The organism is Parabacteroides faecis (assembly GCF_014647375.1).
Taxonomy (GTDB): domain Bacteria; phylum Bacteroidota; class Bacteroidia; order Bacteroidales; family Tannerellaceae; genus Parabacteroides; species Parabacteroides faecis.
Genome location: NZ_BMPB01000022.1, coordinates 23,098 through 38,594, shown reverse-complemented (window position 1 = coordinate 38,594; position 15,497 = coordinate 23,098). Strand labels below are relative to the sequence as shown.

General features: G+C 41.2%; 12 protein-coding genes. 1 reads left to right on the top strand and 11 read right to left on the bottom strand.

The genetic code is table 11. From position 1 onward, the window contains the following. Positions 1 to 5: 5 nt before the first annotated feature. The 9 genes from IEY67_RS24510 to IEY67_RS24470 all read right to left on the bottom strand — a co-directional run bounded on the left by IEY67_RS24510 (position 6) and on the right by IEY67_RS24470 (position 12,294). Positions 6 to 380, bottom strand: coding sequence for a HepT-like ribonuclease domain-containing protein (locus IEY67_RS24510; RefSeq protein WP_183669055.1), 375 nt, complete (start codon positions 378 to 380; stop codon positions 6 to 8). Next, positions 373 to 666 (bottom strand): nucleotidyltransferase family protein, encoded by a 294-nt coding sequence (locus IEY67_RS24505; protein WP_122355661.1) that lies wholly within the window; start codon positions 664 to 666, stop codon positions 373 to 375. Before IEY67_RS24505 ends, IEY67_RS24510 begins: the two co-directional genes overlap by 8 nt. Positions 667 to 847: 181 nt before the next feature. Next, positions 848 to 1,843 carry a metallophosphoesterase family protein gene (locus IEY67_RS24500; protein WP_183669057.1) on the bottom strand — a complete coding sequence of 332 codons (996 nt, stop codon included), beginning with the start codon at positions 1,841 to 1,843 and terminating at the stop codon, positions 848 to 850. A 12-nt stretch (positions 1,844 to 1,855) separates the two neighbouring features. Continuing rightward, a complete protein-coding gene (locus IEY67_RS24495; protein WP_122355657.1) occupies positions 1,856 to 2,758 on the bottom strand; it encodes an alkaline phosphatase family protein in 903 nt (300 codons plus the stop codon). 82 nt (positions 2,759 to 2,840) lie between these two features. After that, entirely contained in the window at positions 2,841 to 3,911 is a 1,071-nt protein-coding gene (locus tag IEY67_RS24490; RefSeq protein WP_122355655.1) for a metallophosphoesterase, read from the bottom strand. Positions 3,912 to 3,930: 19 nt separating this feature from the next. Next, positions 3,931 to 5,976 (bottom strand): endonuclease/exonuclease/phosphatase family protein, encoded by a 2,046-nt coding sequence (locus tag IEY67_RS24485; RefSeq protein ID WP_183669059.1) that lies wholly within the window; start codon positions 5,974 to 5,976, stop codon positions 3,931 to 3,933. Between the two features lie 148 nt (positions 5,977 to 6,124). Continuing rightward, positions 6,125 to 7,687: a SusD/RagB family nutrient-binding outer membrane lipoprotein gene (locus tag IEY67_RS24480; RefSeq protein ID WP_122375804.1), complete on the bottom strand. Its 1,563-nt coding sequence runs from the start codon at positions 7,685 to 7,687 to the stop codon at positions 6,125 to 6,127. An 11-nt stretch (positions 7,688 to 7,698) separates the two neighbouring features. Further along, a complete protein-coding gene (locus tag IEY67_RS24475) occupies positions 7,699 to 11,016 on the bottom strand; it encodes a SusC/RagA family TonB-linked outer membrane protein (RefSeq protein ID WP_183669061.1) in 3,318 nt (1,105 codons plus the stop codon). 255 nt (positions 11,017 to 11,271) lie between these two features. Further along, the gene (locus tag IEY67_RS24470; protein ID WP_183669063.1) at positions 11,272 to 12,294 is read right to left on the bottom strand and encodes a FecR family protein; all 1,023 of its coding nucleotides are present in this window, start codon (positions 12,292 to 12,294) and stop codon (positions 11,272 to 11,274) included. A gap of 266 nt (positions 12,295 to 12,560) precedes the next feature. Here IEY67_RS24470 and IEY67_RS24465 point away from each other — a divergent pair, with 266 nt between their 5' ends. Continuing rightward, the gene (locus IEY67_RS24465; protein ID WP_122375802.1) at positions 12,561 to 13,145 is read left to right on the top strand and encodes an RNA polymerase sigma-70 factor; all 585 of its coding nucleotides are present in this window, start codon (positions 12,561 to 12,563) and stop codon (positions 13,143 to 13,145) included. A gap of 30 nt (positions 13,146 to 13,175) precedes the next feature. Here IEY67_RS24465 and IEY67_RS24460 read toward each other — a convergent pair whose 3' ends face one another. After that, a complete protein-coding gene (locus IEY67_RS24460) occupies positions 13,176 to 13,910 on the bottom strand; it encodes a nucleotidyltransferase family protein (RefSeq protein WP_122355644.1) in 735 nt (244 codons plus the stop codon). Continuing rightward, on the bottom strand, positions 13,907 to 15,337 hold the full coding sequence (locus IEY67_RS24455; protein WP_122355642.1) for a RapZ C-terminal domain-containing protein: 1,431 nt from the start codon (positions 15,335 to 15,337) through the stop codon (positions 13,907 to 13,909). The genes IEY67_RS24460 and IEY67_RS24455 overlap by 4 nt, the downstream gene beginning before the upstream one ends. Positions 15,338 to 15,497 lie beyond the last annotated feature (160 nt).

The following is a 15,497-nucleotide window of genomic DNA, read 5'->3' as shown; positions in this document are numbered from 1 at the left end:
CGTTTTTATTTAGATATATCTTTAATCATTGTCTCAATTGTTGGAAGTAAAGATGGAATGTCTTCTTTTATTGTGGTGTAAACAATGCCTGCATCAATGTCGAAATAGTGATGTGCTATTTTATCACGGATTTGCATTACACCTTTCCAGTAAATATTGGGATATAGGGGTAGTATCTTCCCTTCCGTTATTTTATCAAAGTTTTTAACTGATTCTCCCAAGGCTATCAGATTCATGCAAATAGCGTCTAATCGAAGCATCCCGTCCGGAGTCTGTAGAAAATCGTCCATACAAGAAATCACGTTAGCACGTTCTTCGATCATTAATAAAGCTTTCCTTATATTATTCAAACATTGGATATGTAGTTCTTTATTAGACATAGATAGCTTCTTTACTGATGCGTTCTTTCAAATAATCATTCATATGTTCGCGGATGCGGATTAAATCTACTGGACATCCGAACAGGTTTCTCAATTCAGACTGTATTTTGTCTAAAGTAAGTAAGGACGGTGCTTTCCCCTCATAACAAATATCAACATCACTACCTTCTTTTTGTTCTCCCCGTGCTACTGAGCCAAAAATCCCCATACGGGTTATACCATAATTCCCGGCATGCTGAGTTTTATAGTTCTTTAATATGGCGAGGTATTCTGCTGTTGTTTTCATATTATCTTGTTTTAGGACAAAGATAAAAATATTCTGGAATATATCATATCAGATATATTGGTAACCAACTATATTAATACATTTCTCATTTCTGTATATCTTTTGGAATATCTATTATATAAATAAGTCCTCTCATGCACTAGGCAGAGAGGACTTTATTGTTTGATGATACAATAATCGATCAGTCTTTTTTCTTAATAAAGTCCGAAGGATAATTCACCTTATTGATGATTTCATTGTCTTTCAGGCGGATCCAGGTCTTGAAGCCATTTTCACCTTCTGTCATTTCGATCACACGTGCACCGTTGGTCAGGTTGTTATAAACCGTGTCGCCACCTGTATAACGACCGTAAGCCAGTAAGATGCCTTTCCAATAAACGGCATAATCGTCATCGTGGTCGTGTCCGACAAATACACCCTGGATATCACCCATCTCTTTCATGGAAGCGAACAGGCCGGAATTCAGTTGCGGAGCGCAAGCCTTTTCCTTACGTGTTCCTACCAGAATCGCGGTTTCGTCGGATGCAGCCTGGTTGTATTCCGGCAAGGCGATGTGGAAGAATGCCAGAGATGGAACAGGTGTTCCGCCGTTCTGTTTTGTATATTGGGCACTGTTCTCACGATACCATTGTATCTGGTCGAACTTGATGTAATCGTATCCGCCGATTCCTCCGATCTGTGAATAAGAATGAGAGTCCATGCAATAGAGGACGGTTGCATCCTTCTTTCCGTCGGATGATTTGACCGGCAGGATATAATTGCTGGCACCTGATACGCCTGCAACGGAATCGGTCAGGTTGTAAGGGATCGTTTTGATGATATCGAACAACTCCGTACGTGTCAGCCCCTGTTCATTGTCATGGTTACCGAATGTCATACCGAAAGGTATTTTGCGTTTAGAGGCCAGGTTGAGAATGGTTCTCATTCCTTCTTCCGCCGGTTTACCATAAATGACATCGCCGGTAAAAAGGACCAGGTCCGGTTTTTCAGCATCCAACACTTCATTGATCCTTTCAATCGAGATAGCCGATTTCGGGTTATTATGAATATAATGTACGTCGGTAAACTGAACGATCTTGAATTTTCCGTCCTTATTGAATTGAAGTGCTGGTTGCTGGGCGTTTGCATTTAACAGACCACCTAACAGGCATAAGATACTTATAAATAATCTTTTCATCTCTTTTCTATATTATTTGAATACCGGCATTGGACGACCGATCCAAACCTGAGGCTGGGTCAGACCTAATAAAGCTGCAAGGGTAGAGGCGCAGTCGAACTGCATCATGCTGACATTGTCAAAGCAATAACCTTTCTTTACGTTCTTTCCGGAGATGATGAACGGAGTCTCCATTTCCAGCATGGTCTTGCCTCCGTGTCCCTTATTGATCCCACCGTGGTCTGCTGTGATAACAAAGATTGTTTCGTCCAGCATACCGGCCTGTTTAACGGCGTCGACGATTTTTCCGATGTTTTTATCCAACTCTTTCAGCGTATTGTAATAAGAAGGTGTGTCGTGTCCGTCGGCATGACCTACATGATCCGGATTGTCGAAGATAACGGCAAACAGGTTCGGCTTTTTCTCTGTGATATACTTCACCGCCATTTCTGTCAAAACGGTTGGATATTTATTATAATCCGGTCCCTGGGCATGATAGCTGAGTGCCAGTGTATCTACCAGATATTTGATGCCGTCCCAGTCATAGACACAACCGATTTCTGCTTTCGGGGCAGCGTCGCGGTACAGTTGGAAAACTGTTGGGAAAATACCATGTTGATTCAATTCACGTGAAGGAAGTTCAGGTGTTTTTGATCCCCATTCGGTGTATCCGTGAAGCTCCGGTCCCGCACCCATAAACATAGAAGCCCAGTTCACAGCACTGGAAGAAGGCAGAACGGAACGTTTTTTCAATGTGTAAGAACCGTCTTTCATTAATTGTTTGGTCACCGGCATCTCTGCTTTTTCTACGCTGTAAGCCCCCCAGCCGTCGAGACCGATCCAGATTACATGTTTTGCTTTTGGTTTGGCAGCAAAAGCCGAACTGATCGTTACAATGGTTAAAACCAAAATAAGAAGTAAGTTTCTTTTTTTCATGATATGTGTTTAATTTTGTATTAGTTCACCAAAGGTATGTATAATTGGAGCTACTCCCTAATTATCATAAGTTCTTTTATTATTATTTTATAGTAATATCGAATTGGTCATACGATTCCGTTCTCCAGGATTTGTCGGCTGTTGTCGGCGAAATGGCGAAAAGTGGAGAAAATGTTTTGATCTTGATTGTCTGTCCGTCAGGCATAAATTCCATGATACGGAGCCAGCCGTCGCCACCGTTGCCATGCCAGAAGCCATCGGCAGTCTGGGCGTTGAACATCATTTGCGGGATATCCTTTCCGGCTGCATTCTTTTCGATGCTGAAACCGACATTGTCTTTATGCGGAGCGATTTCACATTCATGTCCGCAAACAACCAGGCAGATATTCTTCGACGGATAAACCAGCTTTTGCCAAATGGCTTCTCCATAGTTTGCTGGAGATATCTTATAGTTTTCTTTCAGGCGCCGTTTTCCGTCTGCAGTCAGGAAGGAGTGGGTCAGCAGGATCACTTTGTGATTGGCATATTTGGGTTTCTCTGTCACAGCTTTAGCCCATTCGATGGCTTCGTCGCGTGGCGCGAATTCCAGAGAGACCACCAGTATTTTACCCCATGTTTCAGTGTTAAATTCATAAGCTGCGTTTTCGAGTGTCGGGATTCCCTGATAATTGTTACCTACTTCAACCAGCGAATTTCTCCAGCAGGAATTTCTTTCTGACGGGAAATACTCCGGTAGACGGCACAGACGGTTCTCTGCTTTTTCATATCCGTAATCATGGTTTCCGGTGCAGACCACATAAGGCAATTTATTATCCAGCCGGGCAAATGCCTGTGAGGCAGCTTTCCATTGTTCTTCGCTGGTCTGGTTTCCGTTCACTCCGTCAGGAATACGGATTTCGTTTTGTTCTACCAGGTCGCCGGTACAAAGAACGGCCTCGATATTCAGTCTCTCTTTGTTGTTGGCGGTCCATGCCGTCATCAGTTCGAATAGTGGCTGGTTTACATCGAATTTGGTGTAACTCTGGGGGTCGGGCAACAAGATCATGGAGAATGATCTGTCGTCTGTCAACTTGGGTTGCACAGGCTGCACCTGTGCATTCATTGTCATCAGGTTCAGTAAAGCGATGACTGATAAAAATAATCCTTTTTTCATGCGTATTTAGTTTAATGTATTATTTGCCTGAAAGAGGCGTCAGTTCAAATGTTGTCAGTACAGCGGCATGGTCTGATGCCCATACATCGTCGATCTCCGGAGTTGTTTTTACAATTTTGGAAGAAACGGCCCGGATATTATTTCCTTTATAGTAGAGAAAGTCGATCCGGCTAACCTGCAAGTGTCCGTAAATAACAGCAAAGGTCCCTTCCGGGCGAGCTATTTCATCCGGATTTATTTCCCTGAAACTATCTTTATAACCTTGGTTGAGCATATATTGGGAAATAGGGAAGGGGACAGGTCCGTAACCGAAATGGATCGGCGCTGCTTTTTTTGTCCAATCCAGATGGCTGCAAGAATTGAAATCGCCTCCTATGATGATTGGAGTATCTTCACCTTCTGTCAGATAAGGTTTTGTATCCTTTTCCAGAATATATTTCATGTCTTCTAATCCTCGGGCGGCATCTTCTGCTACCCAGGTAGAAGTATTATGTCCTATGCAAGGATAATTGCAGGAATATTCCGGTTGATAGGCATAACGTAACCAACAGGCGTTGACTAACAAGGGGCGATTGCCTGGCAGTGTTAATTTGACAGGATTGGAATTGAATGTTTTCTTTGTCGGTATGTCTATTATAGGATACCGGCTGAAAAGAACCAGATTATCCTGGAGCGATGGTGTTTGCATATAATATCCCAGTGAATCCTGAATACGTTTCTGGCTACCGTAACCTTCCTGCATCGTGATAATGTCGGCATTTGTCGCTTTTACCAGATCGATGACACGTGCCTGACCGTCGTCTCCGACGTGGTTACCTCCATGCCAGATATTCCATTGCAGTACTTTTATGATGTTGGGATTGTTCTGGCTGTTTTCGCTGATCCTTTTATCGATATTCCTTTCACTTGTCTCCGGTATATAGGTCGTCTCTCCCAGCTTGAAAGAGGGGACGGATATTTTGATCTTGTTACCAACGGTGGCTTTTTCGGCTATGTCAGCTGTTACTAGCAGGTAATTGATACCCGGTGTTAATGTCAGAACTCCTTGTTCATCTTTAAATATCATTTTCTTTTTAGGTATTTCCCCCTGACCGAATAGTTCTGTTTTAATGTTTGACCGGGCGGTTTTCCCGGTATGATAGATATGGATCTGCGATATGTCGGACAGTGTTGTGACATCAGACAGGTCGAGTTCAAGTTCTGTCAGGCGTAATGGATTTCGGTCTCCGGTTACGGCGATTCGGAGTTTAAGGATCTGGTCGTCCGAACTACCCTGATCTGCATCCCATTCGCTATCTATTACGATTGCATTGAATAATTCTTGCTGTTTAGCAGGTTTTATGAATTTTGGATTGTCATTGGGAACTGTGTATGCCATTGGAATGCTACCTTTATATTGGAGCCTTCCGTTTCTGATATGGTATGCCTGGTCTCCCTTACCGACCCAGTTTGTCGAAACATCTTCTATGCCGTCGTCAAAGTTATAGTATGCGACCAGTGTTTTAAATTGCGGGTGAGTGGGTTCCAAAGGTTTGCCCATCCATTCTTTGAGTGTTTCAGTCGGCACGGCGGAATTCCAGATACGGACTTCATCCATTAATCCTCCGAAGGTTGTAAGATCGTCTTCATTTACTCCTAATGCTCCGGGAAGAACAGACATGGCTGTTATTTTACTATCGATGACTTCTCCGTCCAGATAAAGCCGGGTGGCAACACCGTCACAACTTAGTGCTACATGATGCCATTGGTCGTCCAGTACTTCTTTTGACCACAGATCGGGCCATGTACTGTGAAGTCTTCCGTTCTCGATAACCAGAGGCAGATAATCTGCCCTGTTTGTCAGGCTATATTCGCCTCCGCCAAAAAGAACTTCCTGTTCTTTCCAGGAATTGTCATCGCCTTTGACCCATGCTTCGAGGGTCCATGAGCCATTGAGATATCCGATACCGGTGCGGACATTATTGTCTTTGCCGTCCAGATGAAGGGCCAGGTTTTGAGAGGATTGTTGGGCTGTGACCGGAATAACAAATAAATAAGCAAAAAGAAAAATGATAATATGTTTCATGGTGATGTGTTTTTTTGATCATCTAAAAGTAGTTGATTTTATACAATAAGCAACTGCTTTTAAGTGTTTATTTTTAGAAACAAATTTACCGAATAGTAGGTTGTTCATCCATTCTATTCGGTAAATTCAAAAGTAACAGTGAACTATATTATTTTAATACCCACATAATTTTATTCACGTCTTCGGCTCCTCCCCATTGGCGGTTAACTGCATTGATCAGTTGTTCCTTATTGTAATTCGTTTCTGATTCAGGATATAACCATCTTACCGGAATTTTGTACTTATCGTCATTCAGGTTTGTTTCCGGGTTGATCGGTAATTCCGGATAACCGGTACGTCTGTAATCATAATAAGAGTCCCAGGCCAGGTGGAAATAAGAGGCTAAGAATGCCTGCATCCATATTTGTTTCAGCCGGTCGAGTGATGTCCCGTTTGTAGCATAGGCTACATCTTCTCCCTTTAGATATTGGGTGATATACTCGTCTGTGATGGTCATTCCCTGATTATATTCCGGAGAAGAAACCGTCGTACGTACGAATTCAAACGAGGCGCGGATACCTTCTTCATAATAATTTTGAGCAGATCCGCTGATCCATCCTCTTTCAACAGCTTCGGCCAATACAAAATTCATATCAGCATATCCCAATCGTATAGAAGGAACTCCGACATAATCTGTGCGATAAATATCGTTGGGGCGGCAATGCATTTTGTTAGAGATCTTTTTCTGTTCCGTGTTGAATAATCCTGCGGCTTCAACTCCCTGATAGGCATTCCAATCGTTTTTTTCCAACAAGGTTTCACCTTTCGGCAGATATATTGGATCTGTCAGAGCCTGCATCGGGGCAAAGTAAGAGAATAACCGATAATCTTTGTACTTTTTCAGCGGATCGATCAAAGTGGTTGTTCCTGCATACACATTGATACTTCTTGTTAGATCCTGATGAAAAGGATTTTTCTGGCCATCTTTATTGGAATAAGTAACCTGGAGGTTATCATCATTCCCTTCAAAAAGATTCCCTTCTTTTACAATTTGTGCAAATTTTTCTTTGATCTGTAACTCCGGTGTGTCATCCGCTCTTTTCTGTAAAGCCATTAATACTTTCAGGCGGAGCACATTGGTCGCTTTTCTCCATTTAGCAGGATCGCCGTTGTAAAACGGATCACCGCTGATACCTTCCGTCGCTTTGGCAAAATGACTGTCTGCCTGTTCCAGATCGTCGAGTATCCCTTTGAATACCTCTTTTTGTTCATCATATTTAGGATATCTGAACTCATTGACCTGAAGCGCTTCGCTATAGGGAATGTCTCCCATATCCATTGTTGTCCGGTAAAATGCCCAGCCCTTTAAATAATAATAGAGACCTGTATAAGCATCTTTATTGGATTCGGAGGATAATTCAACCATTTTTTGTGCATTGGTAAGTCCCTGTATGGCACTGAAGCTCCCTTTTTCCACACGATTGTATTGATAATTATCCATTTGTTCTCCCCAGAACATGCGTTTGCACATGAATTCACCATTATCACTGCTCGCTGATTTTACATGATCCAGTATCACTTTAGTTGCAAGCATTGCCGGGGACACTTTTGTTGTTGCATCCGGATTGGTATTCAGATCATCAAAAGAAGATGTGCAGCCATTCCAGATCATAGATATTCCTATTGCACTGAAAGCAAATAGAGATTGCTTTATATATTTCGTTGTTTTCATATATTCTACCTTTAGAAGTTTGCTTTTATGTTAAAACCGATGTATCGTTGAGAAGGTGAATTCAAACTTTCGTAACCACTGCTATCTCCTCCTTTGTCAGGGTCTGCGTATTTGTATTCTTTGGCCCATAAGAATAAATTCTGGCCTGTCAGGCTGACCGATGCCGCTTTCATTCCTATTTTTCCACACCACAATTGAGGTATGTCATAAGTAAATGTCAGATTTCTTAGTTTGAAGAATGTTTCATCTAATACATTCTGGCGGCTGGGACGACTGGTTGAGTCATGGTATTTTGAAATATATGCTTCATAAGATACTACAACATCATTAGGAGCGAAAACGCGGGTATCGCTGAGGATGTTTCCATCCGGGTCACGTTCAACACTACCGGATACAACTTTGACACCTTCTCCGATGAATGTTTTGTTTCCATTGACCACTTCTTCATATCGCCATTGATTGTCGGAGTCTTTATGTGCACCGGAGTTCCATAACATTTGATGGGTGCGTGAGTATGACATGCCTCCAATACGTCCGTCGATAGTGAAGTTGAGTGTAAAGTTTTTATATCTGAAAGTATTGGTGATACCCCAAACCAGGTCGGGAGTCAGATTTCCTACTTTGGTTTTGAAGTTTTGTTTTACCGGAATACCTCCGTTATGTATGATATTTCCGTCCGGATCTCTGTCCCAGTCATATATATCGAACCAATCCCAGCTTTCACCTTTTTTTACCCAGGGTTTTTTAGTTGAATAATCTGGGTCGATTTTGAAGTAAGAATATTTATCATGTCCCCAGTTTGTAAGAATGTCCCACTGGAAATCTTTATTTTTTATAGGACTTCCCCCTATGGTCAATTCATAACCGTTTCTCAATCTTTCTTCTTTAAAGTTGACCTGAACGGAGCTGAAACCTGTTGCAGAACTTATACCGCCGGAAATGATAAAGTCTGATTCAAGTTTTCTGAAATATGCAAAGTCTGCGTATAATCTGTTATTGAAGAAATTAACAGCTGTACCGACTTCATATACCATAGATTTTTTAGGACGTACATTACCTCCGATAACAGATGAAGGATAAGAAGCCGTACCTAATCCATCCCAAACATTGGTAGAGACAGAGTAAACATTATTATTATCGTAAACTGCAGCATCTTGTTTGGAGGTTGTCCATGAACCTCTTATTTTCCAGAAATTCCAAACTTCAGGTAATGTGATAATCTCTGAAAGTACTATACTTCCAGCTAAGGAAGGATAGAAATAAGAACGCGTCTCTTTGGATAGTGTGGAAGACCAGTCGTTACGTCCGGTTACGTCCAGAAAATAAGTGCTAGCCCATGACAATGAAAGTTTGCCATATAGACTGTTTACTCTTTTCCTCTTTAATTCACTGCTGGCAGAAATAGGATCGACGCTGGCTTTCAGAGAGTAAAATCCAGGAATAGTGAGTCCTCCGGCTGTTGTACTTCTTAATTTGTCATCAGAATAGAAGTAGATATTTCCTCCGGCTAAAACATTCATATTTAGTTTACCCCATGTTTTATCAGCCATCAACATAGCATCGGTGTTAATACTATACCCCGAATTTCTGCTGATTCCGAAGAAACCGTTTTTGTCCCATGCGTAGTTTGCGCTTTTTGCGTTTCTCCATTGATTTTTCTTAGAATAAAAATCAAGGCCTCCCCTTAACATGGCTTTTAACCACGGAGTAATTTCATAGGATGAGTTCATATACACATTCAATATATCGGTGTCATAAGCATCGACTACTTCATTCGCTTTAAACCAGGGATTATCATACCAACTGTTATCGTACCAGTTTTGCTGTTCATCTTCTTTGCCTTCAACCCAATAGTTTTTATAATCACGTACGTCGTATTCTGTGCCACCCCAAATTACCATGTCGTAAATATAGCTACCGCTATAACCGGAACCGTTGTCGTTTGATGACACACGTTTGTTGTATGACGCTGATCCTTCCAGTTTGAAGTTTTTGTAACTCATTTCACCTCCGGCTGTATAAGTTATTTTGTTCAGTTTCTGGTTCGGATATTGTCCCTTGTTGAATACGTGGGTCAATGATGTTCTGAACGAGCCGTATTTCCCTTTTTGCGAGACACTGACATTGTTGTTTGTGATCGCACTGAATTGGAGGAAGTTTTTAAAGTTATTTTTTCCTTTGGATGTTAACTCCATTTCCCTCCACTCGAATGTTTCCGGATCGTATTGAATAGCCGTTCTTCCGATATCCAATTTGTCTCCCCATACATAATCGCTATTGTATTTTCCACCATAACCTCTACTATAAGATGATTGTACTTCCGGAAATGCCAGATATCCTGCGAAAAACATTGTGTTACTGTTGATCTCTACATTGATACCTTCATTTTGTGAACCTCTCTTGGTAGTGATCATGATCGCACCTGTTGTACCGCGTGCTCCGTACAAAGCAGAAGCGGTGGCGCCTTTTAAAACATCGATGGATTCGATATCGTCAGGTGCAATTTCGTTCAATGTCATATTTCCATATGGGATACCGTCGATGATCAATATGGGAGTTTCTCCTCTTAATTTCAAAGAGGGAGCTTCATTGAATTCGGTACTGTTCTTAACATTTAAACCTGCCACTTTTCCGGTTAATGAAGTTCCGACATCGATGCTTTTTGCAGAGGTTAATGCTTTCGCATCTACTTTTTGAACTGCATATCCCAAGGCTTTTTCTTCACGTTTGATACCTAACGCCGTTACAACTACTTCATTTAAGTTTTGAGTGTCTTCTGTCAATTGTATGTTGAAGACTGTCTGGTTTCCTACGATAATAGCCTTGGATACGTATCCGATATAGGAGATTACCAATGTCGATTTATTGGGCACGGATAAACTGAATTTACCGTTGATATCGGTTACGGTACCGTTTGTAGATCCTTTCTCCAATACATTTGCTCCGATGATCGGTTCGCCCTTGCTATCGGTAATAGTACCGGATATGTTTTTTATGGCTTGCTGTACGACAGCACTCATCAGCATCTCTTTGGGTGAGAGGATAATACTTTTATCCAGAACCTTATAACTGATATCCGTTCCGTTAAATAATTGTTCAAGGACGTTGAATACATCCTTTTTTTTACTTTTAATAGAAACAACACGATTCGTATTTACCTGTTTGTTGTTGTAGAAGAAATGAAACTCAGATTGTTTCTCAATTTCATCCAGGACCTCTTGTACCGTTTTGTTGTTAACGTTCAGAGTTAATGTTGCAGATTGACTGTAACTTTCGGAAGCATATGCCAGTCCGATGCATACAAATAACATTATTGCGGTGAGTCTCATACATAATGGTATTTTTTTCAGGACAATAAACGATGAATTCACCATCCTGAAATGTTGGATGCTAAAATAATTTGTCATAGATTTGTAAGTGATTTTAGAGTTAAAAAAATTCATTTGCTGGAGCTTGTCGCCAAACAAGCTTTCAGTTGTTTTTCATACGGGGAAATACGCCAATATTTTCCCGTATGTTTTTTAAGGAGGTTCGAATGTTTTCATTTTAGTACTTGAATTTAGGTTGTTCATACTTCTATACATTTAATATAGTTCAACAATTGTTTTTTCTGATATTTTATCTGTTCCTGTTTCCGGATCAACGAACTTATAATGAATGCCGGATGATAAGCGGAAGTGTTCAAGTATAAGATGCAGATGTTGCCCGTCGAAAGGTCCCGTAAATGAGTTTTCATATAGAAGATCATTCTTTACGATGAATTCAACATTGAATCGTTTACTTAATACATTTAATGCGTCTTCAAATGGAGTGTTTCTGAAAATAACCAAACCGTCTTTCCAGGCTGTTAGCGTAGGAAGATAAGGTTTGCTCAGGCTGACTCCTCTGGTTTTTGAGTTATAGGAGATTTCATCATTGGGTTTCATGATCATCGTCTCTTCTGTATTGTTTTTGTTTTGGAATGAGAGTCTTACAGAGCCGGAGATCAGCGTCGTGACCACCTTATTACTCTCTTTATAAGCTTCCATATTGAATTCTGTACCCAACACTTCCGCTTTCAGATTAAAAGGAGTGTTTACTATGAATTTTTTCGATTTATCTTTTTGTACGGAAAAATAAGCTTCACCCTCCATTTCAACGTTTCGTGTGTCTCCTGTGAATTTCTGCGGATGCTTCAGGTAAGAGCGGGAGTTGAGCCATACCTTGCTGCCGTCAGGGAGATTAACGGTTGCAACCATTCCCGGATTAGTCCTGATTTCTATGAATTCGACCGGTTCTTCTTTTGTTGCATAATAGAGTGTGCTGATTAATAAGGGTATAACAAGAATCGCCGCGATCCGTTGTAATTGGAGAATGAAAGATCGTTTATTATTCTCTTTTTTGCTGAATCTGACTTTTACCTCCTTTAATGCTTTGGTCGAATCGATGGATTTGATCGTATTGATCGTATCTGTGGCAAAGTAGATGTATTCGATATCCCGGGCTATTTTCCGGTTTTCTTCAGTTTCCTGTATCCAGGCTTCCACCTCCTGTTTTTGGACAGGGGAAAGAGTACCGGAAAAATAGTCCAATAATGCTTGTTCGTCTATATGTTTTTGTGTGTCCATTTTGTCTCTTTTATAATTAAGACTAATGAACAGGGAAACCTCCTAAACGAAAAAGTGTTTTTTTGTGATAATTTTTTTTGATTACTGAAAGAGTTCTAGTAAGACTCATGTATATAGTTGTGCAAAAATAACATTTTTCAACACATTGACCTATTACATTCCGATTAAGTTTTTATAATGTTAAAAAATACAAGCTTTTAGATATATCAACGCCCACAAAATCAACCATATTAACCATAGTCTTACTAGAACTAAATACTTTTTATATGCTTTCTACTGTAACAGACAAAACAAACGACGAGATTCTTTTTCAAAGGATCCAGGTTGGTGATGTGAAAGCATTCGATATTTTGTTTATGCGTTACTATCCTTTGTTATGTGCGTATGCTAAACGATTTGTCGATTTTGATGACGGACAGGAGATAGTACAGGATGTGATGGTTTGGTTCTGGGAGAATAGTTCCATGCAGGTGATCGAGTCTTCTCCTAAAAATTATCTGTTTAGGGCCGTAAAGAACAGATGTCTTACATTGATTAATCGTAACGAGCTGAAACAGCGGATAGTCGATACTATCTCTGTAAATATGCAGGCTCAGTATGAGGATCCTGATTTTTACATCGTGGAAGAACTGGCAAGAAATATTGAAACAGCCTTGTCCCGCTTGCCGGCAAGCTATCGGGAAGCTTTTGAAATGAACCGGTTCCAGAATATGACTTATAGCGAGATTGCAGAAAAACTGAATGTTTCGTCTAAAACAGTCGATTACCGTATTCAACAGGCATTGAAACTTCTTCGTACCGAACTGAAAGATTATTTGCCATTGTTGATGGCCTTAGTCAGAATTGTTTGAATACATTTCCAGCTAAAGCCACCTACCTTTTTATTGATTTTTCATCCATTCTTCCGCTTTAGCCAGCGCATCCGGTTTTCCTATATCCAGTAACCGCAGGTTTTCGGCTGCATAAGCGTGGATATTCGTCTTGGCACAGATCGAGAGATAAAAATTGATGATCGGAAATTTTCCCGTCCATTCTTCCATCCAGTCGAATATTTTAGGCGATAAGACATGGATACCGCTAAAAGCATATTCGTTGTACTGATTAGGGTCGAAATCCGGATAGAAAGATTTAACTTCTCCGGTTTCGTGGTTACGCCATCCGCATAATCGGTTCTTTTCATTGAACAGGAGATAACGTGATGTATTGCGTTTACTGACCAGCAAGGTGGCAAGCGGATTGGTTTCCAGGTGACGATCATATAACTTTTTCAGGTCGACATTCGACATGATATCGACATTGTGTACCAGGAACGGTTCGTTTCCCTGGAGAAATTTGGCAGCCTTTTTTATTCCTCCTCCGGTGTCGAGCAGATAATCCCGTTCATCGGAAATATGGATCTGAACGCCAAAATTGTTATTGGCGGCCAGGAAATCAATGATCTGGTCTCCCAGGTGGTGAACGTTGATAACGATTTGATGAAACCCTGCATCCTTTAGTCTCAGGATCACATGCTCCAACATTGGTCTTCCATTTATTGGTATCAATGCTTTTGGGGTATTGTCAGTCATCGGCTTGAGGCGGGACCCCATACCGGCTGCAAAAATCATAGCTTTCATAATATTGCGTCAAAGATTTGTTCTATATTCTGTTCCCTGTGGGTCAGGTCTACTTTTACTCCGAATTTCGCATGCAGATGCTCTGCCAGATGCTGTGCCGAATAGACGGAACGATGTTGTCCGCCGGTACAACCGAAAGAGATCATCAGGTTCGTGAATCCGCGATCCAGATAACGTTTTACCGAAGCATCGACAATCGTATATACATGTTCGAGGAACTGAGTAATCTCTCCGTCTTCTTCCAGAAAACGGATCACCGGCTCGTCCAGCCCCGTAAAGTGGTTGTATCGTTCATATTTCCCGGGGTTATTGATTGCCCGGCAATCGAAGACGAAACCACCGCCGTTTCCACTCGGGTCGTTCGGTATCCCTTTTTTATATGCGAAACTGACGATCTTGACTTCCAGCATCCGTTTTTGTATATCGTCCCTGAATTGAGTCAGACCGGTCAATTCTCTCAGGACGGAACACAGATACGGATATTCCGGATAATCGTTCTTTAATAACTGTCGCAGGTTGTTGATGGCAAAAGGGACGCTTTGGATAAAATGTGGTTTCTTTTCAAAGTATCCTCTGAATCCGTAAGCGCCCAGCACCTGTAAGGTGCGGAATAAGACAAAATGACGTAGTTGACGGAAAAAATATTCTTCGTCTACGTCCGTATATTTTCGTAATGCCTGCAAATAATCGGCTAGCAATTCATTCCTTAAATCTTCCGGGTAATTGGCTTTGGCCTGCCAGAGGAAAGAGGCTACATCATAATAGACCGGCCCTTTCCGTCCTCCCTGGAAATCAATAAACCAGGGTTCGCCTTCTTTGATCATCACGTTACGTGACTGAAAATCCCGATACAGGAAAGTAGGAGAGGCGTCTTGTAATAAGACATCGCTCATTTTCTGGAAATCATCTTCCAGACGGTCTTCCTGAAACTCCATGCCTGTTGCTTTCAGGAAACAATATTTGAAGTAATTCAAGTCCCAGAGAATGGAACGCTCGTTGAATTCCGGTTGAGGGTAACAATTACTGTAATCGAATCCGTCGGCTCCTGCATACTGGATAGAAGGGAGCTTCGTGATTGTCTTGTGTAACAGACGACGTTCTTCTTCATCGAACACACAGCTTTTACGTCCTTTTTCTATGGCGTTGAAGAGCATGGTATCTCCCAGGTCTTCCTGCAGATAAAAGGAATAATCGTCCGAATGGAAATGTACCTCCGGAACGTTGATACCTTTTCCTTTGAAAAATCCGGCCATATAAATAAAAGCTTTATTCTCTTCCTGGGAAGAGCCGCTGACCCCGATCAGTGTCTTCGGTCCGGATATTCTGAAATACCGGCGGTTAGAGCCTGATGAAGGAAGTTCAGTTATATCTTCGGCCTGTGAACCTGTGTATCCGTAGTAGAGTCTTTTTAATTCTTCTGTTACCATAATTTTTTGAATTACGGCACTAAGGTAAGTGTTTTTTGTCAGGGGAGGAAACTTATCAAAGACATTCGCTATTGTATTTGGTTTTTGTTACGATGTAATTTGAATTAGTATACGTGGTAAATAAAATTACATGCCGTACTAATCAGTGGTTGATAACCAT

Coding starts and splice junctions, on each gene's coding strand:
- IEY67_RS24510 (WP_183669055.1), bottom strand. CDS start 380: ATGTCTAATAAAGAACTACATATCCAATGTTTGAATAATATAAGGAAA.
- IEY67_RS24505 (WP_122355661.1), bottom strand. CDS start 666: ATGAAAACAACAGCAGAATACCTCGCCATATTAAAGAACTATAAAACT.
- IEY67_RS24500 (WP_183669057.1), bottom strand. CDS start 1,843: ATGAAAAGATTATTTATAAGTATCTTATGCCTGTTAGGTGGTCTGTTA.
- IEY67_RS24495 (WP_122355657.1), bottom strand. CDS start 2,758: ATGAAAAAAAGAAACTTACTTCTTATTTTGGTTTTAACCATTGTAACG.
- IEY67_RS24490 (WP_122355655.1), bottom strand. CDS start 3,911: ATGAAAAAAGGATTATTTTTATCAGTCATCGCTTTACTGAACCTGATG.
- IEY67_RS24485 (WP_183669059.1), bottom strand. CDS start 5,976: ATGAAACATATTATCATTTTTCTTTTTGCTTATTTATTTGTTATTCCG.
- IEY67_RS24480 (WP_122375804.1), bottom strand. CDS start 7,687: ATGAAAACAACGAAATATATAAAGCAATCTCTATTTGCTTTCAGTGCA.
- IEY67_RS24475 (WP_183669061.1), bottom strand. CDS start 11,016: ATGAGACTCACCGCAATAATGTTATTTGTATGCATCGGACTGGCATAT.
- IEY67_RS24470 (WP_183669063.1), bottom strand. CDS start 12,294: ATGGACACACAAAAACATATAGACGAACAAGCATTATTGGACTATTTT.
- IEY67_RS24465 (WP_122375802.1), top strand. CDS start 12,561: ATGCTTTCTACTGTAACAGACAAAACAAACGACGAGATTCTTTTTCAA.
- IEY67_RS24460 (WP_122355644.1), bottom strand. CDS start 13,910: ATGAAAGCTATGATTTTTGCAGCCGGTATGGGGTCCCGCCTCAAGCCG.
- IEY67_RS24455 (WP_122355642.1), bottom strand. CDS start 15,337: ATGGTAACAGAAGAATTAAAAAGACTCTACTACGGATACACAGGTTCA.